Source organism: Streptococcus ovis DSM 16829 (assembly GCF_000380125.1).
GTDB lineage: Bacteria > Bacillota > Bacilli > Lactobacillales > Streptococcaceae > Streptococcus > Streptococcus ovis.
Genome location: NZ_KB904581.1, coordinates 63,183 through 85,331 on the forward strand (window position 1 = coordinate 63,183; position 22,149 = coordinate 85,331).

The 22,149-nt window shown below is 39.1% G+C and carries 18 protein-coding genes; 6 read left to right on the top strand and 12 right to left on the bottom strand.

Translation table 11 applies throughout. The features are described from left to right. Window positions 1–102: 102 nt before the first annotated feature. The 7 genes from nmlR to A3I9_RS0109165 form a co-directional block, all read right to left on the bottom strand. Window positions 103–483: a stress response transcriptional regulator NmlR gene (gene nmlR / locus A3I9_RS0109135; RefSeq protein WP_018378727.1), complete on the bottom strand. Its 381-nt coding sequence runs from the start codon at window positions 481–483 to the stop codon at window positions 103–105. Window positions 484–569: 86 nt separating this feature from the next. Further along, the gene (locus tag A3I9_RS0109140; RefSeq protein ID WP_018378728.1) at window positions 570–1,433 is read right to left on the bottom strand and encodes a class C sortase; all 864 of its coding nucleotides are present in this window, start codon (window positions 1,431–1,433) and stop codon (window positions 570–572) included. A 31-nt stretch (window positions 1,434–1,464) separates the two neighbouring features. Beyond that, entirely contained in the window at window positions 1,465–2,949 is a 1,485-nt protein-coding gene (locus A3I9_RS0109145; protein WP_245538939.1) for a SpaH/EbpB family LPXTG-anchored major pilin, read from the bottom strand. A 55-nt stretch (window positions 2,950–3,004) separates the two neighbouring features. Beyond that, complete coding sequence (locus A3I9_RS0109150) at window positions 3,005–7,435, bottom strand: InlB B-repeat-containing protein (RefSeq protein ID WP_018378730.1); 4,431 nt, start codon at window positions 7,433–7,435, stop codon at window positions 3,005–3,007. A 42-nt stretch (window positions 7,436–7,477) separates the two neighbouring features. Beyond that, window positions 7,478–8,068 carry a signal peptidase I gene (gene lepB, locus A3I9_RS0109155; RefSeq protein ID WP_018378731.1) on the bottom strand — a complete coding sequence of 197 codons (591 nt, stop codon included), beginning with the start codon at window positions 8,066–8,068 and terminating at the stop codon, window positions 7,478–7,480. A 12-nt stretch (window positions 8,069–8,080) separates the two neighbouring features. Further along, complete coding sequence (locus A3I9_RS0109160; protein ID WP_018378732.1) at window positions 8,081–8,326, bottom strand: hypothetical protein; 246 nt, start codon at window positions 8,324–8,326, stop codon at window positions 8,081–8,083. 787 nt (window positions 8,327–9,113) lie between these two features. Then, the gene (locus tag A3I9_RS0109165; RefSeq protein WP_018378733.1) at window positions 9,114–9,452 is read right to left on the bottom strand and encodes an ATP cone domain-containing protein; all 339 of its coding nucleotides are present in this window, start codon (window positions 9,450–9,452) and stop codon (window positions 9,114–9,116) included. 144 nt (window positions 9,453–9,596) lie between these two features. Here A3I9_RS0109165 and pepF point away from each other — a divergent pair, with 144 nt between their 5' ends. Then, a complete protein-coding gene (gene pepF, locus A3I9_RS0109170; RefSeq protein ID WP_018378734.1) occupies window positions 9,597–11,387 on the top strand; it encodes an oligoendopeptidase F in 1,791 nt (596 codons plus the stop codon). A 39-nt stretch (window positions 11,388–11,426) separates the two neighbouring features. Here the strand turns inward: pepF and A3I9_RS0109175 are convergent, their stop codons facing one another. The 5 genes from A3I9_RS0109175 to A3I9_RS0109195 form a co-directional block, all read right to left on the bottom strand. Further along, complete coding sequence (locus A3I9_RS0109175) at window positions 11,427–11,933, bottom strand: GNAT family N-acetyltransferase (RefSeq protein ID WP_018378735.1); 507 nt, start codon at window positions 11,931–11,933, stop codon at window positions 11,427–11,429. 26 nt (window positions 11,934–11,959) lie between these two features. Then, a complete protein-coding gene (locus A3I9_RS0109180; RefSeq protein ID WP_018378736.1) occupies window positions 11,960–13,036 on the bottom strand; it encodes an aspartate-semialdehyde dehydrogenase in 1,077 nt (358 codons plus the stop codon). A gap of 335 nt (window positions 13,037–13,371) precedes the next feature. Continuing rightward, window positions 13,372–13,896 carry a GNAT family N-acetyltransferase gene (locus tag A3I9_RS0109185; RefSeq protein ID WP_018378737.1) on the bottom strand — a complete coding sequence of 175 codons (525 nt, stop codon included), beginning with the start codon at window positions 13,894–13,896 and terminating at the stop codon, window positions 13,372–13,374. Between the two features lie 2 nt (window positions 13,897–13,898). After that, window positions 13,899–14,513: a DUF5052 family protein gene (locus A3I9_RS0109190; RefSeq protein ID WP_018378738.1), complete on the bottom strand. Its 615-nt coding sequence runs from the start codon at window positions 14,511–14,513 to the stop codon at window positions 13,899–13,901. A 96-nt stretch (window positions 14,514–14,609) separates the two neighbouring features. Further along, window positions 14,610–16,280 carry a formate--tetrahydrofolate ligase gene (locus A3I9_RS0109195; protein WP_018378739.1) on the bottom strand — a complete coding sequence of 557 codons (1,671 nt, stop codon included), beginning with the start codon at window positions 16,278–16,280 and terminating at the stop codon, window positions 14,610–14,612. Window positions 16,281–16,500: 220 nt separating this feature from the next. Between A3I9_RS0109195 and A3I9_RS0109200 the strand changes: the two genes are divergently transcribed. The 5 genes from A3I9_RS0109200 to A3I9_RS0109220 all read left to right on the top strand — a co-directional run bounded on the left by A3I9_RS0109200 (window position 16,501) and on the right by A3I9_RS0109220 (window position 21,517). After that, complete coding sequence (locus tag A3I9_RS0109200) at window positions 16,501–17,193, top strand: phosphopantothenate--cysteine ligase (RefSeq protein ID WP_018378740.1); 693 nt, start codon at window positions 16,501–16,503, stop codon at window positions 17,191–17,193. A 1-nt stretch (window position 17,194) separates the two neighbouring features. Further along, window positions 17,195–17,731, top strand: coding sequence for a phosphopantothenoylcysteine decarboxylase (gene coaC, locus A3I9_RS0109205; RefSeq protein WP_018378741.1), 537 nt, complete (start codon window positions 17,195–17,197; stop codon window positions 17,729–17,731). Beyond that, the gene (locus tag A3I9_RS0109210; RefSeq protein ID WP_018378742.1) at window positions 17,728–18,297 is read left to right on the top strand and encodes an ECF transporter S component; all 570 of its coding nucleotides are present in this window, start codon (window positions 17,728–17,730) and stop codon (window positions 18,295–18,297) included. Before coaC ends, A3I9_RS0109210 begins: the two co-directional genes overlap by 4 nt. A gap of 109 nt (window positions 18,298–18,406) precedes the next feature. Beyond that, window positions 18,407–20,128, top strand: coding sequence for a phospho-sugar mutase (locus A3I9_RS0109215; protein WP_018378743.1), 1,722 nt, complete (start codon window positions 18,407–18,409; stop codon window positions 20,126–20,128). Between the two features lie 210 nt (window positions 20,129–20,338). After that, window positions 20,339–21,517 carry an ISL3 family transposase gene (locus tag A3I9_RS0109220; protein WP_018378744.1) on the top strand — a complete coding sequence of 393 codons (1,179 nt, stop codon included), beginning with the start codon at window positions 20,339–20,341 and terminating at the stop codon, window positions 21,515–21,517. The last annotated feature ends 632 nt before the right edge of the window (window positions 21,518–22,149 follow it).

Below are 22,149 nucleotides of genomic sequence, written 5' to 3' on the forward strand. Positions count from 1 at the left end.
AACATCTTGATAAACTTAGTACTCTTCCTTCCTTTCTTTCATACTGAAAATTATATACCTTAGAGTTTACTCCAAGGCAAGTAAAAATCAAAAATATTTGCCCTATTCTTCGAAAAGATTTCGTTCGAATGGAAGAACAGCTTGCTGGTAATGCTCAATCTTGTATTGAAGACGATCACGCGCTTGTGTCAATTCGTCAATCCGATTTTCCAATGCTTTCAACTGTTCCGTCAATAAATCAATGCGAGCAGGCACTGTTTGCTCCCCTTGCTCTAGTAATTGAATATAATCAGTCAAAGGTTCGACACCAACTCCAGCGTTTCGATAACAGCGGACAAACTCCAACAACTGGATTTCCAGTTCACTAAAGTCACGCATTCCAGACTTATTGCGCGTTACCGGTGGAATCAAACCAATTCGCTCATAATATCGAATGGTGTCTGCTGAAATCCCCGTCTGCTCACTTATTTTTTTAATATTCATCGAATCCCTCCTTATTTCATTATACACCTTTGAGTACACTTTAAGTCTAGTAAAAAAAGCACCTTCCGGTGCTCATAGTTATCTGATTAGTTTAATTCTTCAAGTTCTTTCAAAATGCGACGACGTTTCCGTCTTTCACGTGATAAAGCAATGAAAATTCCTAATAGAAGAATAACAATTGGGACACCTATAAATGGTGCAATATAGATTGGTTCAATTTGGATGGCATCAGGTGTCACTAAACCATCACCATCTTCATTTGAAACACGATGGCCACGTACCAAAAGTCGATGTGTATTGATTCCATAAGGCGTACAGGTTACTAAAGTTTGGTAGTCCTTGCCTTCTTCAATTTGAATATTACTTAAATCAGTCGGCAATACTGTCCGAATTTGATCCACCTCATAGGTGTAAGTCTCATTCAAAATACTAACCGTCCAACGATCCCCTACCTTTAGTTGATCAAGGTCTGTAAACAGGCGAGAGGATGGAAGACCTCTATGTCCTGACAATACAGAATGAGTTGATGTACCTCCAACAGGAAGACTCGTTCCCTCAATATGACCAATTGAGTTTTGCAACACATCCTCAGAAGTTCCATGATAAAGCGGCAAATTTAAATTAATTTTGGGAATAGAAAGAAACCCCATATTCCCCGTTTTGTCAATGGCTAATTCCTTATTATAAATAGCACGTTCTTCATCTGTCATGTGCCAATTGATACCAGTATCTTTGAACTTTTCATTGTACTTTTTAGCGCTCGAAAGAATTTTTTCGTACTGGCTCGTATCAAGTGAAGACACACTTTTTTGGTAATCCATAATGGCTTGTGATTGGTGAAAAGAATTCCAATAATTAGCGATAGAGGGATAGGCCATCAAACCTATCCCTACAATCACTGCGATAACAAGCAAAATGGATATACGATTTTTTTGTATATATGCTTTCAAAGACAATTTCCATCCATTTGCTAAGTGAAAATTAGTCTTCTACACGACGACGTGCTACAAGAGCAACACCAGCAGAAACAAGCAAGACTGCACCTACAGTGTAGAACAATTTCGTACCAGTGCTACCAGTTGATGGAAGTTCCGCACCTTTGTTGTTAGCAACTTTTGGTGTAGCTAACAAAGTATCAGCATCTGCAGCTGCACCTTCTTTAAGTTCTAATGTTACATCTGTAGGAGCATCCAAAAGATTATATCCTTTTGGAGCCTCAATTTCGACCAAATGATATGTTCCTTCAGCAATCCCTGAGAACTTAGCAGTACCATTAGTGCCAGTAGTCACTTTAGTAGCTTTTGTCAAATCATTCCCCCAAGTAGTTTCTTGTTTATTGGCATCGTATGTATAGTATTCTTTTTTATCATTTTGCAAAACAAAGACCGCGCCCTCAAGAGTAATGTTCTCATTTTGACCATCTACTTTTTTAATATTGATTTCACCATCGTAAACTTTGGCAGTTTTACCCGGATCTTTTGGATCACTTGGATTTGGTGTTACGTTTGGTTGGATACGGGCAGTATTGGCATTGCCAGTTGTTGAACCTTCTACAGCTGCTTCTTTCAAGACACCAGTATAAGTGATTTCAATTTTGCTAATACCATTGTAGAAGAAATCTTCATCATCACCATTTTGTTTAGCTTCTTGGGTTTCTGCCCAAGGAATTGTGATTGTGAAGTCGTTGGTATTCATTTGATCTTTCGCAAATGTATAACCTTTTGTGTTATCCACATTTTTCGGATCAACTTTAACATTGTTTACTTTAACTTCAATAGATGATTCATCAAGTACAACGGCACCATCTGGCATATCATCGTGCAAGACGTATTGATACACTTTTTCAGTAACCTTGCCTGTACCTGTATCTTTAGTATTGTAGTTAGTAGCTTTTTCATAGGTAACAGTGTACGTAATCTTATCACCGATATTGTATGTTTTTGCACCAACTTTCTTACCACCATTATCACCCCAACCAGGATTGTTAGAGTTTTTCTCGCGGATTGTAGCATTTGGCGTATTTGAAGTGACCATAACAACAGAACCATTGTTATATGTTGAAGTTACAATGTAGTAACCATAGTCAACATCTAAAGTTGCTGTTTTATCATCAGTATCTTCAGTAACCTTCTTACCATCTGGAAGTTTATCCTTAAATCCTTGCGCCCATTTAATCATTGCTTCTTTTCCAGCAGCATCATCTTGTTTCAGCGTGAAATAATTTAATGTTCCGTTCTTTGTCACAGTAAAATGAGTTTCCACACCGTTTTGTTTTAAAGTATCAAAAAGATTACCATCCGGCAAAGTATACGATACTGCATCTCCATTGACAGTTGCATCAAAAAGCTTAAATGCTGTGTATGTTTGATCTTTTTGAGTATCTTTAATTGTGATTGTACCTTGTTCTGCTGCAAATGCAGTAGTTCCAGCAAGTGGTGCTACAGAACCAAGAACGAGTGTTGCCAACGTCAATGACGTAATTAATTGTTTTTTCAGATAATTTTTCTCCCTGTATTATTTCTCAATACTTTAATTTTTGTTTACGATATAAAAGTAATCCTGCTGGTACTGCTATCAGCAAACCAAGGATGATATAAAGGTGTTCACCAACACCACCAGTCGCAGGCAATTCTGCTCCTTTAGAGTTTGTGATTTTAAACTCAAACTGCTTTCCAAATTGAGTTTCAGTTTCAATAACTTCGGCAGCATTGTTATTTTGAACAAGTGTAACACCTGTTGCGGTAACTACCAATGACAAGTCATTCTTTTCAAGATTATATCCGTTTGGTGCCTTCGTTTCAGTAATCAGATATTTACCAACTGGTAAATTGAAGAATGGTTGATTTGCCTTGTTATCAACAATCGTACCATCAGCTCCAGAAGTTACTTTCGAATAAAGTGGATCGACAGCTTTTTGACCATTTTCCTCTTTATAGATATCAAATTCTGCTCCAGCTAAGCCAGTGTTTGTATTTTCAACACTTACTTTCTTCAAAACGACCTGTTGCGTCTTCCGAGTATTCGTGAAGACAATATCAATATTCCCATCCACTACTATCGGTGGTGCAGTATTGTAATTGAAGTGGTCTACACGATCTGTTTTCACAGGTTTTCCTGTTGTTGGATCATTGTGAGTTATCTCTTTAACAACTTCAAACTCATCATAATTCTGCTCTTTAACAGCAATGGTAGTTCCATATGGAACTTTTTCAAAGACTTTTTGTTGATTATTATTTGAAGCCGAATCTTTCAAAGAGAAGTTTCCTTGTTGCAAGACATTGACTGGGTCAAATGAGAAATCTCTTTGTTTATCCGAATCATTACCAACAACCTTCTTCGTAACCGTTACTCGGTATTCTTTTGGTTTCCAAACGGCATATAACGTATTGGCTACATCTGGTCGATTGTCAACACCTATTTGTTGTCCAAAGTTGTATTCAATATACCCTTTATCAGCTTCCTCTTCAACAGAATGCCATCCAATCAACTCATAACCAGTCCTTGTGAAGTAATCTTTTCCTTCGGCAGTAAGAGTTGTATTCAGTGGTAATTTATCAAGAGTGACTTTGGTAACTGTATTATTAGCTTGGTCTTTCCGATTTCCACCATTTCCATCATAGATGAGTTTGGTTGTTTCTACTTGAATCTTCTCAACTGGCTTATAAACAGGATAGACAATCAATTCTTTTTGAGCATTCGCTTTTAATGCATCAATCGTAATGATATCATGTGGGTTGTAGATTTTGCCATCATATAACCAACCACGGAATCTATAGCCATCTGGTGAGATTGGCCGACGTTCTAACTCAGCATGTGATTTATCATCATATTTATTAGCATCAAATGGCATGTCCTTAGCCTCTAAAGTACTTCCATCTGGCAACTTGATAAGATTTTTATCTAAGTCATAAACATCATCCTTATAGACGATCCGATACTCTCCAGACCGACGCCACTCCGCTCTAAGTTTCAAATCACTTGTGACTAAACCGTGGAAGTTATATGGTCTTTCATTTTGACCATTTGCTCCAACAACATACCAACCAATCAGATGATAAGCATCTTTATCAAAGCTATACTTCGTAGTTAAATCAACATTTTCTTCTGCAGCATCTTGAGTATAATGAGCAATTTGATTCTTCCCATCGTTAGAGAAGTCCGCCAAATGATCTTTACGATAATAATGGGTACCTGCTGGATTGACGATATAATTGCGGGTGATATCATCATATTCTGGGACGGATTGACCATATTCCAAGGTAAAGTGTGTATCTTGAGTATTACCTAATTCCCCACCATTGGCATCTAGGGTAATCTTATACTTGATTTTTCTAAATCCAGGATAGACTGCTAGATCATGGTCTGGCATCGTTCCAGTCCAATCAAAAACTTCTTTCAATGTTTGGTCTTTGTACCATTTTCCATCCCACTCATAGCCTTCTAGACGAGGTTTTGGTACCCTGCTTGCATCTGGTTTTGATCCAAGTAAAGGAGCCTCGTAGTAGAGTTCCTGTTGACTAAAGTTGGCCAATGACTGATTCGTATCTGGATACAAGAAGTTCAATTTATATTTCAACCGCTCATAGCGAACATTCAAAACTTGCCCACTATACACAGTAGTTGTTCGATTTGCTAAAGTTTGTCTAAAATACTGATCGTCATTTGTGTTGATAGCATACTGAGCAACTTTAAACCCTTGATATTTTTCAGTAAACATGAAGGAAACACCAAGACCACGATCGCGACCATATCCAGTATCTGTTGGTTTAGTACTATATGAGCCATCTATATTTTGAGTATAGAACCGATAGGTAGTATTGGAAGTATCTCTCTTAAACAAACGAATCTCAGTCTGATCTGGATATGCAGTTGGAGGAAGGATAAATTCACCTAAAAAACTCATTCCTCTTTCACGAAACTGTCCTGTAGAGAAGTATTCCCAAACACTTCCACCTGGACTCAACCATTCATACCCATTACTCTTCAAGGAAGTTCCATATAGACCAGTATATACTTCAAAATCAGGTCCTAAAGTAGTCCATCTTCGATCATTTCTTCCTGGGATGTCCCATGTGTTCTTATAAAATTTCATCGTAATGAGCTTACGGTTGAAGTAAACATTCATTACAGATGAACCATCTGCCTTAACTTCAATAGAAGTCTCACCTCTTTGATTTGTATACTCAAATCCTGCTGAGACAAATCCATTTATATGTTCTCCACGACGATCTTGGTCAGTTAGATGTATTCTTGACCCTACTGGTGCTGACTCAACAAATCGTTGGCCTGCAAAGTCATAAGTCTTATCTTTTGCTTGAGCATTTTTGTTATCAGTCGCTCTTTGTAACCAATACACAACGGTGTAACTTGCATTGGCGGGTTTCCATTTCGCATAAAGTGATGTATCTTGAGCTAAAGGTTTATTAAAATCAAACGGATCACCCTTAAACTCTTTATTGTCATACCACCCATCAAAAGTGTATCCATACCGTTTAGGGTCTTCTTGCGGTTTGTAGGCAGTCGCGTTTTCACCCACAATTACAAATTTAGGCGCGATATAAGGAGCACCGTCTGAGATACTATCCTTGTCACTCAGAGTATTGGTGTAAAACTCCAAACGTTTTGATTCTTTAAAGATAGGATAGATACTCACATCACTTGTAGCAATCAATTGAGCGTTCACACCACCAGGGAGTTCTGCACCACCCTTTGTTTGAGACCAACCGACCAATCGAAGGGTAGAAGTTGGAGGATTAATAGCTGAACTATATTTTGACAACTCAATAGTTACACCACCATCTTTAAGACCAAATTGTTCTCGTTCAAAAATAACAGTTCCTTCGGTATTATCATAGACAGTCAGATAAATAACCTGATCCATACTAGGCCGAACAATGATTGTTTTATTTTCAGTTACAGGGATTGGCTCGTCAAAACGAATTTGGTTCCCAAGTGTATTATTATTATACTCGTACCAACCATTAAAGTGTTGCCCGTGGTCTACAATTGGAATCCCTACACCATGTAACTCTTCACCATCTTTAATAATTTGTTCAGAGACTGAATTTCCAGCGTTATTGACAAATGTATACGGAGTTCCATTATAGTTTTGGAAAACATAGGTATGTCGAGGTACTTCTTTCCCATCTTGCTGCACAATGGCATAGATAGAGAATGAATTTGTCTTAAAAGCGACGTCACTATCCGTGTTTTTGGTTTCTTTAGTTGCCTTTGATTTGAGGATTTCTGTTTGTCCATCATCTTTGAAATGGACAATCTTCACGTCTTCATCTTTGGCTTCTAACTTCGTATCATAAGAAAATTCCACTTTGACCGATGATGCTGGCTCGACTTCCTCTTCATCTACCAATAGTCGAATATCATACAATCTTAAGAATGGAACCTCATCGTCTTTTTGTTCAAACTCATTAAGAACTTTTTCCTTATAACTGTCATAATCGGCTTCTTGTTCTTTGATTTCTTGAACGTCTAGTTTGACAGAAGCTGGTATCTTCGCCTCTTTTGGAATCGTTACTTTTACAGTGTAATCACTGCCACGGAAAGTAAGCGAATCATTAAAATAAGTCACCTCAGGTTTCTTGTCCGTTGTTGCTCCCTGAGTTGGTTGTTCAGCAACAGTTGTCACAGGTCCTTCTGAGTTAGCCGTTGTTGGTTCGGTCACTACCTCAGAGGTTATGATATCTGCCACTGTCGATGGTGCTGAACTATCACTTGGACTATCATTCATTGATGTAGTAGTCGTTTGTGACGTGTCCAGCTGTATCGCTGCATCAGTTGTTTGCTTGTCACTGATTGCTATCGCAGGTAAAATCAAGAAATAAGTCGTCAAAAATGTCGCTAAAACTAATATTGTCCATGTAACACTTTTCCACTTGATCTTATTTTCAAGCTTTCCCACATAGTCAGTAACATACTTGTAGAGCTTATCCACTGTTTCTCCAATCTATCCATAATGGCATCGTTCTCTCATACTTTACTTGATTGTTCCGATTTTGTTAAGTGGCCAAACCCTAAAGGAAATCTTCCCAACAATCTGCTCTTCTGAAATACCACCGATGGCAGTGTTTCGTGAATCAATCGATACTGATCGGTTATCTCCTAAAACAAAGATTTCTTGATCTGGCACTTGGTACGGATACTTGATGTTACTTTTTCCTAGAGCTTTGTCTAGAACATAAGGTTCATTCAATTTTTTCTGATTGACATAAACGTCTCCTTCAGAGTCAATGTCTACCCAATCACCTGATTGTGCGATAACACGTTTTACTAGAACCTTATTATTGTAATAGAAGGCAATCACATCTCCTGTGTCAAATTCAGACCCCTTTACTGTAAATACAATATCATCTTCCTGTAGGGTCTTATTCATCGACTGTCCGTAAATTCGTAATACTGGGAGCCAAAGCACTGCTACTAAAATAGCCAATGCCACGACTGCCAATAAAGTATACAAGGTCTGCCTCACTATTGTCCAGAAACGACCTCTATATCTGAGACGTTCCAATTCCTGAGCGAGCTCTTTGGCACGAATATTAGGAATTTCACTTCCTTTTTTTCTTCTCATTCTTTACTCACTTCACTCCTCTCTCCTGATGCTATCAAGATATTGATCAGCTGCTGCTTGAGCAGCTTCAAATACCTTATTTAAAGCGAGCGCAGCTTCAGCAATGGAACCAGACTCTTCTAATAAAATTTTCTTATCTTCCAGTTTCGATGCTAATTGCTGTATCTCTTCTTCTTGCTGCTCAATCTTTTCTTGCTGTTCCAGCATAATCACAATTAACTGCTCTCTTTTCAATTTTCTTAGTTGTTTCACTTCCATACTGCTTTCCACCCACTTTAGAATTGATACTACATATTTTCTTTGTTTTTATTTATTATCACGCCTTTATGCTTGATAAGTACATGAACAATACGAATTATCCCAAAATTTTCTGATGGACATCTATTACTTCTCATTCAAATGTCGATTCCCCATCATCTTCTGTTCTATCTATTTTACTGTTTTTCTCTCTCTGTAACATACTGATAATCAAGCAGTAAAACAAATAGGAGTATCCATATTGAAACGAAAGGATTTCTGTTTACTTCGAAGTTCCATTGGCTTTATGTGAAAATATACTCGATTACCAATGTCTTTCCTCATCAGTCAACACCATAAAAATTGATAACTTATCCCTTTGTACGAATCTAGCATCTCACTTCCAGCATTTTTCATAACTCTCCTGACGAGAATTACTAAACTATCTAAAGTAGATAGTCAGTTTTTTCATTTTAGCACATGTATTTTCTAAAAACAAGTAATTTGAACAGTAATATCACTTTTTTTATGCATTTTTGTTAACGCTTGAATATTTAGGCTTGAATATTTAATTGATTCTTTTTATTTTCTCATCGTAATTTGCCAGAACTTTTACATTTTTTTGGACATTTTAAAGCAGAAATGCCCAAAAAATATTCAAATAAAAATGCTAAAAAACAAGTTAAACTGTTCCATCTTTGACTAGTATACTAACCCTTTAAATCTAGAACTAAAAACATGTTTATTTACTTCCATTATACTCCTATATCAGAAAATTAACTAAAAAAGGCTATCTCCTGATAACCTTTTAGCGTGTTTGTTCAAAATGCAAGTGGACGATGATCCGATCTCCATATCCATTGCGCTCTAAATCACGCTGCAAACGATAGGAAATATAGCGCTCTGCTATCGCGATGTAGCCAGCATCAATCAGACGATGTTCAACCTGTGACTGTACCATGCTGATGGTGGGACGTTCTGTGTGAGCTTCCTCCAGGTCTAACACAACCTTTTTGGTAACATTTGCAAGGTTTTGCCGCCATACATCATCCATCACATACACTGTTTGTGCTGCTTTCAAAACTGCTTGATAGATTTTATCTGGGTTAAAGTCAACGACTTCTCCACTCCGTTTAATGACCTGCATAGAAACTCCTCTCAGTATTTCCAATATTTGAGCTTATTTATCTTACTACTATATATTGATTATAGTGGGAATACAGGTCTGTTGTCAAGTTTTTAAGCGGATATGGTATAATATTTTTTAGTATGAATTAAAAAGGAGAAACATATGACTACAGCTATGCCAAAACGTCAGGATGTCCATGCTGCTCTAACATGGGACACTTCTCTGATCTATGCTACAAAAGATACATTTCGTCAAGCGCTTAAGGATTACCAAGAACAGGTTGCTAATTTTGAGACACAATTTAAAGGTCAATTGACATCCGTAGCGACAATTGTGGAAGCATTACAAGTATACGAAGATTTGCTCCGCATTGATAGTCGCCTCCTCCACTACGCCTTCCTAAATCTTGATGTGGACAAAATGAATACTGAACTAGCTACTTTATCGAATGAATATGATTTAGCCAGTGCCGTCATTCGTCCGCAATTATCCTTTATTGAAACAGAACTAGGTCTTCAAACAGATGGCCTACTGAAAGAAGTCATTGCTCAAAAACCAGAATGGACTTCCTTCTTAGAGAATATCATTCGCACTAAACCACACCAACTACCTCAACTTCAAGAAGAACTCCTAGCGAATCTTGCCCCGACTTTCCAACAGGCATATAGCAACTATGAGACAACAAAGTTTGAGGATATGACTTTTGACAGCTTTGAAGCTGGTGGTAAGACCTATCCAAACAGTTATGTGCTATTTGAAAATGACTATGAAATGAGTCACAATACGGAGCTTCGTCGCAAGTCTGCTGAAAGTTTCTATGCTACGCTAAGAAAATACAAAAATACCACTGCTGCCAACTACCTAGCTCATGTCAAGAATGAACAGATTGAGGCCAAATTGCGTGGATTTGATTCCACCATCGACTACCTCCTTTTCCAGCAAAATATCTCTCGTGATTTATTTGACCGTCAGATTGATGTGATTATGAAAGAATTGGCACCACATATGCGTAGCTATGTAAAACTCATGGCAAAAGCACATGGTTTGGAGAAGATTACCCATGCCGACCTCAAAATTAGCCTTCCATCAGAGCACAATCAACGGATTACACCGGAAGAGTCCAAACAGTTCCTAATTGACTGCCTTGGTTTCTTAGGAGAAGATTATGTCAAGATGATTGAGCGTGCTTTTGACGAGCGTTGGATAGACTTTGCCCAAAACGAAGGCAAGTCAACTGGTGGCTACTGTGCGACTTTGTATGATGGTCCATCCTATATCCTGCTTTCTTGGACTGGTTTGATGAATGAGGTCTTAGTTCTGGCTCATGAACTTGGTCACGCGGGGCATTTCCAACTGGCTAAGAAACAAAGTATTCTCAACTACGAGCCATCTCTTTACTTCATCGAAGCTCCTTCTACTGCCAATGAAGTCTTGACTTGTAATACGCTTCTCAAGAATAACGATGATCCTGACTTTAAAGCATACTTGATTAGTGAATTAATCAGCCGAACTTATTTCCATAATATGGTGACACATCTCCTTGAAGCTGCTTTCCAACGAGAAGTCTATACACGTATGGACAATGATGAGTATCTAAATGGAGATATTCTCTGTGACATCAAATTGAACTTGCTCAAAGAATTCTGGGGTGAAGACTTTGAAATTGGTGAGGATGCTGGTCTTATCTGGATGCGACAACCGCACTACTACATGGGACTCTATCCATATACCTACTCAGCAGGTCTCACAATTGGTACTGCTATGGCGAAACAACTGGAAGAAAATCCAGAAAAGGTTGTTGCAACATGGCTTGAAACCCTCTCGCTCGGTGCTAGCCTATCTGCTCAAGAATTAGCACAACACGCAGGTGTTGACGTCTCAACAGACAAACCACTTAAAGACACCATCGCCTATGTCGGATCGCTTGTGGATCAGCTAGAAACGCTAATCTAGACACAGAAAAAACCAGTTCATCTTTGAACTGGTTTCTTTTTATACATTTCGTTTCAAATGTAGACTCCTGTGAGAATGCGGTACGTCAAGATTTTCGGTCGCAAATGCAAAGACAAAACCATTCTTTGCAGAAAAGGCTTGTCCAATGCGATTTCCTTCCATGAGAGAGGTTATCCATTGTTCGGTAATTCCGTAGGTTTCTTTCTGATAGGTTGTAAATGCTTCAAGAAGCGCACTGCCGATACCTTGCCGTTTCCTATCAGGGCGAACATAGAAGACAAAAACATGACCCTCATTCTGCTCATCAATACCACCGCCGATACATCCTACAACCTCACCATCTTTTTCAGCCACCCAATAACCATGGTAATAAGGTGTGTTTTCCGCAAACTCTCTCGTAACCCGCTCAGTATTGTAGTATGTTGCAATCACTTGGTTTATATAAGATGAAGGTAGCAAATCTTGATACGTTTCTCGCCAGCCATCTGAACATACTGCCATAATACCAGCAACATCTTTCAATTCCGCTCGTCTGACTTGCAACATACGTTCTCCTTCATAATCGTCGCTGATTATTTCAACTCAAATTTGAGCTCTGCTGTTGGGTGAACCAAGCCACGTTCATGCAAGGTTTCTGCGATTTGAACTGAATTCCATGCGGCACCCTTCAACAAGTTGTCAGACACAACCCACATGTGGATGCCGTTTTCCTTGTCTAAGTCCTTGCGGATACGACCAACAAAAGTATCGCGACTTCCTACTGCATTGACAGCTTGTGGGTAGATTTGATGAGCCACATCATCTTCAAGGACTGCTCCTGGGAAGGCCGCAATGGCTGCCTTGAGTTCTTCAATTGGGGCAACTTCTTTCGTTTCGATATAGACAGATTCAGAATGTGCTGACAAGACTGGAATACGAACACAGGTAGCTGAAACTGCAATGCTGTCATCTTCCATGATTTTCTTTGTTTCATTTGTCATCTTCATCTCTTCATAAGTGTAGTCATTGTCAGTAAACAGATCAATTTGCGGAAGAGCATTGAAAGCAATTGGATAGTGCTTCTTATCCCCACCAGATGGCAAGATATTGGCTTCCACATCTTTTGGATTGACACCATCATTTAGGACAGAACGAAGTTGTGCCTGTGTTTCTAAAATCGCCCCCATACCTGCTCCTGAAACGGCTTGGTAAGTAGAGACGATAATGCGCTCCAAGCCCCATTTTTGACGAACTGGCTCAAGAGCCACCATCATCTGAATCGTCGAGCAGTTTGGACAAGCAATGATTCCATTGTGGGCATCAAGTGCGTGCGCATTTACTTCTGGTACCACCAATGGTACATCAGGATTTTGACGGAAATAAGAGGTATTATCTACGACGACTGCTCCTGCTTTTACAGCGTACGGTGCGTATTTGGCAGAGGTTGAGCCACCAGCAGAGAAAAGTGCAATGTCCACTCCTTCAAAAGCTGTTTCTGTCGTTTCTTCGATGACAACATCTTGCCCTTTAAATTGCAATGTTTTACCTGTAGAACGAGCTGATGCCAGATAGCGAATATTATCAATTGGAAGAGTCGATTCTTCTAACATGTTAATCATCTGTGCTCCAACGGCGCCTGTTGCACCCACCACTGCGACTGTATATCCCATAATAGCCTCTTTCATTTTTTAAAGTTAGTTTCAAAATATTCAAAAAATTTTGTTGTCCCTATTATACTATTTTAAGATGCGATTGTCAGCCTCAAAATCCAGATTCTTTGCCATTTTTTTCACGAACCTGAAAATGCAAAAACAAAAAAATCTCCATCCTTAAAGAATGGAGATTGGGGCATATTTCTATGAGATGAAAAGGTTCACACAAGTCATCAAGGTCCGCTCCTGCGTTCCAATTAAATGGAGACCTCCCCAGCGCAATATGATCAAAAGACCAAATCGACTCATCGCATAAGGTTATTCTAACAAATGTGAGAGAAATTGTAAAGCGATCAGTTTTCTCTTAGGAACTCAGTAGGATTCACAATATCTTGTAATTCTTTTTGCAACCAGACAATATCCCTCCACTGTCCTAATTTATAGCCCACTTTCTTGAAATGAGCCACTTCCTCATAGCCTCGTTTTTGGTGAAATTGGATAGAGGCTTCATTCGGCAAGGAAATGCAGGCAAGTGCTTGCGTCATTCCTTGTTCTATCAGTAATTCTTCCAATCTATCGTAGAGGGCCGTTCCGATACCTTTAGCACGCGCCACTTGATCCACATAGATAGAAACTTCTACTGTCCACGCATAAGCAGCTCTTCCATAGTAGGCGTGCGCATACGCGTAACCTACTATCTGACCTTTGTCTTCTGCAACAAGATAGGGATGGCTCGATTGTGTCTCCGCGATACGACGCTCAAATTCTACTACAGTCGGAATTTCTGTTTCAAACGTAATAGCTGTGTTAAGGACATAAGGAGTATAGATAGCTAATAGTTGCTTGGCATCTGCTACCTCAACTGGACGAATGTTCATCTTTATTCCTCCAATAACTCTCTGTCATAGATGGTATAATCACAACGGTAAATGACCAAACGCTTGCCATCAATTAATAGTTCTGATGTTTTAGGAGCATCAGAGGCATACAAAGAGACTTTATTCCCTGCATAGGTGGCAAGCGGTGTCCCATTTTGTGAACGAATTAAGATGACTTTAGCCTTTCCTGTAAAATCATTCTTTAAGCTTGACACCATCCGATTTACAAGTGGAACATTCCGACCGTGCTCTTCGATGTCTACTTTGTCTTGGTACTTGGCAAACAAATCTTCCAGTCCATCCTCTTCCGCAATCAAGGAAGAGCCAACATGATCCACTTCATATTTTCCAATCGTCACTTTGAGGACTGAGGAATCCGCATTGGTATTTCCCTCGGCATCCACTGAATCAAACTCTTCATTTCGCGAGATAGATAAAGAAGTCCCAGACATTTGATCAATCAATTGCGAATTTTCATCAAATGTACGGACGGTCATATCTAACCCAACCCACTCTTCCTTGGTATTTTTCCACCAGTTTTGAATGGATTGACAACCAGATAATACAAGCAGTGAGGTACAGAGAAGTAAAATCCCTTTAACATTCTTTTTCATCATTCAATTGCACTCCTTTTCTGAGCCTATTATACCAAAATCTCATTTTAAAAGCAGAAAACCAAGCCTGCACGACTCGGTTTTTGGGTCAATCTTGTGTTAAAATAAGCCAATTGCTGTTCCGTCTTCTAAGACATCCATATTGAGGGCGGCTGGTTGTTTTGGTAAACCTGGCATGGTCATCACATCACCTGTTAAAGCGACTACGAATCCTGCTCCTGTTTTAGGAACAAATTCACGAATCGTAATGTCAAAGCCTTCTGGCGCTCCTAGGAGAAACTGATTGTCTGAGAAGGAATATTGTGTTTTAGCCATGCAGACTGGCAATTTATCCCAGCCAAATTCAGCAAATTGTTTCAATTGTGTTTTAGCTTTTGGTCCAAATTGAACTGATTTTCCGCCGTAAATTTCTGTTACAATTTTGGTAATTTTTTCTTCAAGGCTATCTTCGTCAGAATAAAGACGCTTGTAGTCTGCTCCGCCATTTTCCACAACCTTAACGACAGTCTGCGCCAACTCAACACCGCCTTCGGCACCATTTGCCCAAACGCTAGCGAGTTCAACAGGAACATTGATGGCTGCACAAAGTTCCTTCAATGCTGCAATCTCTGCTTCTGTATCTGCGACAAATTCATTGATAGCTACTACGACTGGTATGCCAAATTTACGGATATTTTCAACATGGCGTTTCAGATTAGCAAATCCTTTACGAACTGCTTCGACATTTTCTTGGTTGAGATCAGTCTTCACCACACCACCGTGCATTTTCAGCGCACGTAAGGTCGCTACAATCACTACTGCATCTGGTGTTGTTGGAAGATTAGGTGTCTTGATATTGAGGAATTTTTCAGCCCCTAAGTCAGCCCCAAAACCAGCTTCTGTGACGACATAATCTGCTAAACGAAGCGCTGTTGAAGTCGCTAAGACTGAATTACAGCCATGGGCAATATTGGCAAATGGACCACCATGAACGAAGGCAGGTGTCCCATAAATCGTTTGAACAAGGTTTGGTTTGATCGCATCCTTCAGAATGAGGGTCAGCGCTCCTTCAACCTTGAGGTCACGAACATAGACTGGTTTACGGTCATAGGTGTAAGCAATGACGATATTCGCTAAGCGCTCTTTTAAATCTTTCAAATCTGTTGCTAAACACAAAATGGCCATGATTTCAGAAGCCACGGTGATATCAAAGCCATCTTCACGCGGAATTCCGTTGACAGGGCTTCCCAAGCCAACAATCACTTGACGAAGGGCACGGTCGTTGAGGTCAACAACACGCTTCCAGATGATACGGCGCTGATCAATGCCAAGCTCATTGCCTTGCTGAATATGATTGTCTAAAAGGGCAGAAAGGGCATTATTAGCGGTTGTGATAGCATGCATATCACCTGTGAAATGCAGGTTAATATCTTCCATCGGAAGCACTTGAGCGTAGCCACCACCAGCAGCTCCGCCTTTAATTCCCATAACAGGACCAAGAGAAGGCTCACGAAGGGCAATCATCGTTTTCTTGCCAATTGTGTTCAAGGCATCCGCCAAGCCAATGGACATGGTTGATTTTCCTTCGCCAGCTGGCGTTGGATTAATGGCTGTGACCAAAATCAATTTCCCAACTGGATGATTTTGAACAGTCGTAATCTTTTCAAAAGATAATTTTGCCTTGTATTTTCCGTAAAGTTCGATATCGTCAAAGGTGATACCAACCTTATCAACAATTTCAGTAATCGGCTTGAGTTCGACACTTTGAGCAATTTCAATATCCGTTTTCATGAAGCACCTCGTCATTTTGATAATTCTAGTGTATCAAAAAAAAATAAAAAACGCATTATTTTTATCTAATTATCTAAAAACGTTCGTTTATTTTGTCGTTTATTGTGTTATCTTACCTAATAAATCTATAAAAAAACAGATGATAGTGGCAAGTTTCCTCGTCAACTAGAAGATAGTTCAAAAACTTTACGAAATCGCATTTTTCTTGTACACTAATATCATGAAAATCTTAATTACATCTGGCGGAACTCGTGAAAAAATTGATCAAGTACGATCCATTACCAATCATTCAACTGGCCGCCTTGGAAAGAAAATTGCCGAAAAATTTTTAGCAGCCAGTCATGAGGTGACACTGGTCACAACGGCATCTGCGATCAAACCGCAGCCTCATCCACTTCTGACTATCATTGAAATCACCAATGTTGACAGTTTGAAAGATACACTAGAACCACTTGTCAAAACGCATCATGCCTTGATTCACAGTATGGCTGTTTCTGATTACACTCCTGTCTACATGACAGACATTGATGAAGTGGCAAACACAGATCAACTTGAAGCTTTATTGCATAAACAAAATACAGAAAGCAAAATTTCATCAACAGCAGAGTATCAAGTACTTTTTCTTAAAAAAACACCAAAGATTATTTCTCTGGTTAAAGAATGGAATCCTATTATTCAACTGATTGGCTTCAAGTTATTAGTAGATGTCGAGAAAGAGGAACTTTTTTCAGTTGCCCGCGCTAGTTTAGAACGCAATCAAGCTGACTACATTTTGGCAAATGATCTCAAAGATATAACGAATAGCCAGCATATCGCTTATCTTGTCAATCCAACAGATGAAATCCGTGTTGAAACAAAGGATGCTATCGCGGACATCATTGTCCAAAAAGTATGTGAAAAAGGAGGAAAATAGGATGGCGCGCATTACATTAGCGGTATCAGGTTCAATCTCAGCTTATAAGGCAGCAGATTTGACGAGTCAATTGACAAAGCAGGGTCATGAGCTAACCATTCTCATGACCAAATCTGCAACTCAATTTATCACACCACTGACCCTACAGTCTCTGTCAAAACACCTCGTCCATACAGATGTCATGATAGAAGAGAATCCCTCTCTTATCAAACATATCGACATTGCCAAAGAGACTGATTTATTTATTGTCGCACCTGCTTCGGCCAACACTCTAGCAAAACTGGCTAATGGCTTGGCAGACAATATGGTGACATCAGTTGCCCTTGCCCTGCCAATAGGAACCCCAAAATTAATAGCTCCAGCGATGAATACCAATATGTATCTCAATCCTGCTACTCAAGAAAATTTGGAAAAATTGTCGCGTTATGGTTTTACAGAAATCAAGCCTCGCGAAGCTCTCCTCGCCTGTGGCGATTTTGGGACTGGAGCGTTAGCTGAAGTCGATATTATTGTAGAAAAAATAAAGGAGTTTTTATGAAAAATAAAAAATCAAGTCAAGTTGCAACCATTGCCATGTTCTTCTCTGTGATGCTTGTCATCCACATTCTCAGTTCGATTATTTTTAATGTTCTTCCCTTCCCGATTAAACCGACCATCGTCCATATCCCTGTTATTATTGCCTCTATCATCTATGGACCTCGGATTGGGGCAACACTTGGTGGCTTAATGGGCATCATCAGTATGGTTCACAATACGATTTTCCTGCTACCAACAAGCTACCTCTTCTCACCTTTTGTTGAAAACGGAAACTTCTATTCAATCATTATTGCAATGGTCCCACGTATCTTGATTGGTATTACACCATATTTTGTATACAAAGCACTTCACAATAAATTTGGTTTAACATTTGCTGGAGCAATTGGTTCTATGACCAATACTGTCTTTGTCCTTGGTGGAATTTTTATCCTTTTCGCATCTGTTTACGCTGGAAATATCCAAGCAATGTTGGCAGGTATTTTCGGAACAAATGCAATCGCTGAAATGGTGATTTCCGCCGTATTAACAACAGCTATCGTACCTGTTATGGAAAAATTAAAGAAATAGTCTAACAAAAATACATAGAAAAAGTACGTGAAAGCGTGCTTTTTCTTTTTGAAAATGATATAATGAAAGCGATTAAATATATCAGAAATTTTCAGGAGGAAAACAATCAATGACTTATCAAGAAAACTTCCAAAAATGGGTTGAGTTTGATGCTCTCCCAGATTATCTACGTGAAGATTTACTCGCAATGGATGAGAAAACAAAAGAAGACGCCTTCTATACAAACCTTGAATTTGGGACTGCCGGTATGCGTGGCTATATTGGTGCTGGTACAAATCGGATCAATATCTATGTTGTCCGCCAAGCAACTGAAGGTTTAGCTAAACTTGTCGAATCAAAAGGTGAAGAAGCTAAAAAACGCGGTGTCGCCATTGCCTACGATACTCGCCACTTCTCTCCTGAATTTGCCTTTGAATCTGCTCAAGTCTTAGCAGCACACGGTATCAAATCTTATGTTTTTGAAAGCCTACGTCCAACACCAGAATTATCATTTGCAGTCCGTCATTATGGTACTGTTGCTGGGATCATGATAACGGCTAGTCACAACCCTAAAGAATTTAACGGCTACAAAGTTTACGGCGAAGATGGTGGACAAATGCCACCAGCAGATGCTTCTGCATTGACTGACTTTATCCGTGGCATTGACAACCCATTTGCGGTTGAATTGGCTGACTTAGAAGAAAGCAAAGCAAACGGCCTCATTACAGTTCTCGGTGAAGAAACAGACCGCCTCTACCTTGACGAATTACAATCCATCAATATCAACAAAGACTTGATTGCTGAGTTCGGAAAAGACATGAAGATTGTCTATACGCCTCTTCACGGTACTGGTGAAATGTTGGCACGTCGTGCCCTTGCTGAAGCTGGTTTTGAATCTGTTGCCGTTGTTGAAGCGCAGGCAACTGTTGACCCTGACTTCTCTACCGTTACATCACCAAACCCAGAAAGCCAAGCTGCTTTTGCACTTGCTGAAGAACTTGGACGTGAAATTGGTGCAGATGTTCTTCTTGCGACTGACCCAGACGCTGACCGTGTCGGTGTTGAAGTCCGTCAAGCAGATGGTTCATACTGGAACCTATCAGGAAACCAAATTGGTGCGATTATTGCCAAATATATCCTTGAAGCGCATAAACAAGCTGGAACCCTTCCTGAAAATGCTGCCCTTGCTAAATCTATCGTATCAACTGAATTGGTAACCAAGATTGCCGAAAGCTACGGCGCAACCATGTTTAATGTGTTAACAGGTTTCAAATTCATCGCAGAAAAAATTCAAGAATTTGAAGAAAAACACAACCACACTTACATGTTTGGTTTTGAAGAAAGTTTTGGCTACCTCATCAAGCCATTCGTACGTGATAAAGATGCCATCCAAGCAGTTCTAATGGTTGCTGAAATTGCAGCTTACTACCGTTCACGTGGTTTGACATTGGCAGACGGTATCGACGAAATCTTTAAAGAATACGGCTACTTTGCTGAGAAAACAATCTCTGTAACTCTGTCAGGTAAAGATGGGGCTGAACAAATTAAAGCTATCATGGCTAAGTTCCGTGACAATGCTCCTGAACAATTTAACAAAACTGATATTGCTCTCTTCGAAGACTTTGCCTTGCAAAAATCTGTTGCCCTTGATGGAACTACAACTGCATTGACAACACCACCATCTGACGTTCTTAAGTACACTTTGACTGATAATAGTTGGTTTGCCGTTCGTCCATCAGGAACAGAACCAAAAATCAAATTCTATATTGCAACAGTTGGTGAAACATTGGCAGAAGCCGAAGAAAAAATCACAAATATCGAAGCAGAAATTAATGCTTTTGTTGGAGAATAACCATACTATTAAAAAAAAGAGGTTTTCACCTCTTTTTTTAATTTTCACAAAAAAATGAACCGAAGATTATACTCCAGTTCATTTAATTTTGGCTCTATAATTTCTGTAGTGGGTAAATCCCACTGTGGAGATTATAGGGCTTTTTGAGTATCAAAAAAGTCCCATAAGACTTATAATGAAAGCGACCAAACCATCATTAGAAAGTATCTTATGGAACACATCAATCATACCACATTACTCATCGGAATGAAAGACAAAAATATCACCTTAAATAAAGCCATTCAGCACGATACCCATATCGAAGTCTTCGCTACACTTGATTATCATCCTCCTAAATGTAAACACTGTAAAGGAAAACAAATCAAATATGACTTCCAGAAACCTTCTAAAATCCCTTTTATAGAGATTGGTGGTTTTCCTAGCCTTATTCGCTTGAAAAAGAGACGATTTCAATGCAAGTCCTGCCAAAAAGTCACTGTTTCTGAAACATCTCTCGTTCAGAAAAATTGCCAAATCTCTGAAATGGGTAGACAGAAAATTGCTCATCTCCTACTCAACAGAGACCCTCTTACACATATTGCTTTTAAGCTCGCTATCTCTACCTCTACTGTCTATCGCAAGCTTAAACAATTTCAATTCCATGAGGATTTCAACACTAAGAAAATCACGACCATTCTTGATAACAGACGTCAAACAACCATCCGAAATCATTTCTTCAAGTACTCGAAAGAAGCTAGAAACAAAGTTAAAGTCGTCACTGTCGATATGTCAGGGAGTTATATCCCTCTCATTAAGAAATTATTTCCCAAAACCAAAATTGTCCTCGACCGCTTCCACATTGTCCAGCATATCAATAAAGCTCTCATTCGGACACGTATTGACATCATGAAGCAATTTGATGATAAATCTCTTGAATACAGAGCGCTTAAGTACTACTGGAAACTGATTCAAAAAGATAGTCGGAAACTGTCTCTTAAGCCTTTCTATGCTAGAACTTTCAGAGAGACTCTAACGCCTAGAGAGTGTCTGAAGAAAATCTTTACTCTAGTACCTGAACTTAAAGATTACTATGACCTGTACCAGTTACTCCTTTTCCACCTGCAAGAGAAGAATACTGGGCAGTTTTGGGGCTTAATTCAAGACGCTTTACCTCATCTTAATCGCACCTTTAAAACCGCTTTGAGCACATTTATTCGCTATAAAAATTACATCACTAACGCCATTGAATTGCCTTATTCTAACGCTAAACTTGAGGCCACTAACAAACTCATCAAAGACATCAACCGCAATGCCTTTGGTTACAAGAACTTTGACAATTTCAAGAAACGTATCTTAATCGCTTTGAACTTCAAAAAAGAGAAGACGACATTCGTCTCCTCTCGCGCTTAGCTATAAGTCACCCACTACAGTTGACAAAGAGCCTTAATTTTTTAATATGGAAAAGTCCACTCTCAACACACTACACAATATTTTAAAATTTTAAAATTGTATTTAGCTACCCCAGAAGTGAATCCAATTCTATTGATGAAAATAATGTTATACGCTTAACGATATTTTATCTAAAAACTAACAATAGGCTTAGAAAAACCTACATCCGACACATTAGCCCTTGACGTTCAGGGTAGCAAGGCTAACAACAGTCATAGACAAATGAGTACTTATTTATAACACAAGAGAATGGACTTTTCCAGCAAACTTGGTTTTCTTCGGTTCATACATTTTTACGAAATGGATGCCACCTTTCTGTTTTCATTTCATGCTTTATAGTTACAGATAAATATATTTCTTCCTCCATATTCTACATCATACACAAATAGAATCACAGAACCGTGAAAGAAAACCAATTTTTAGCAATAAGCATGGAAATCACTTCCCAATGCTTACAAACTACCGAGGAACCTCTCTTGATAGCCAAGTGAATGACGCTTCACTTGCTAACACTACCATTGTTCCCTTCGACTATATTATACCTCTTTTTTAAAACGCTTTCAAGGATTTATGTGCAGATTTTGAAAAAAACT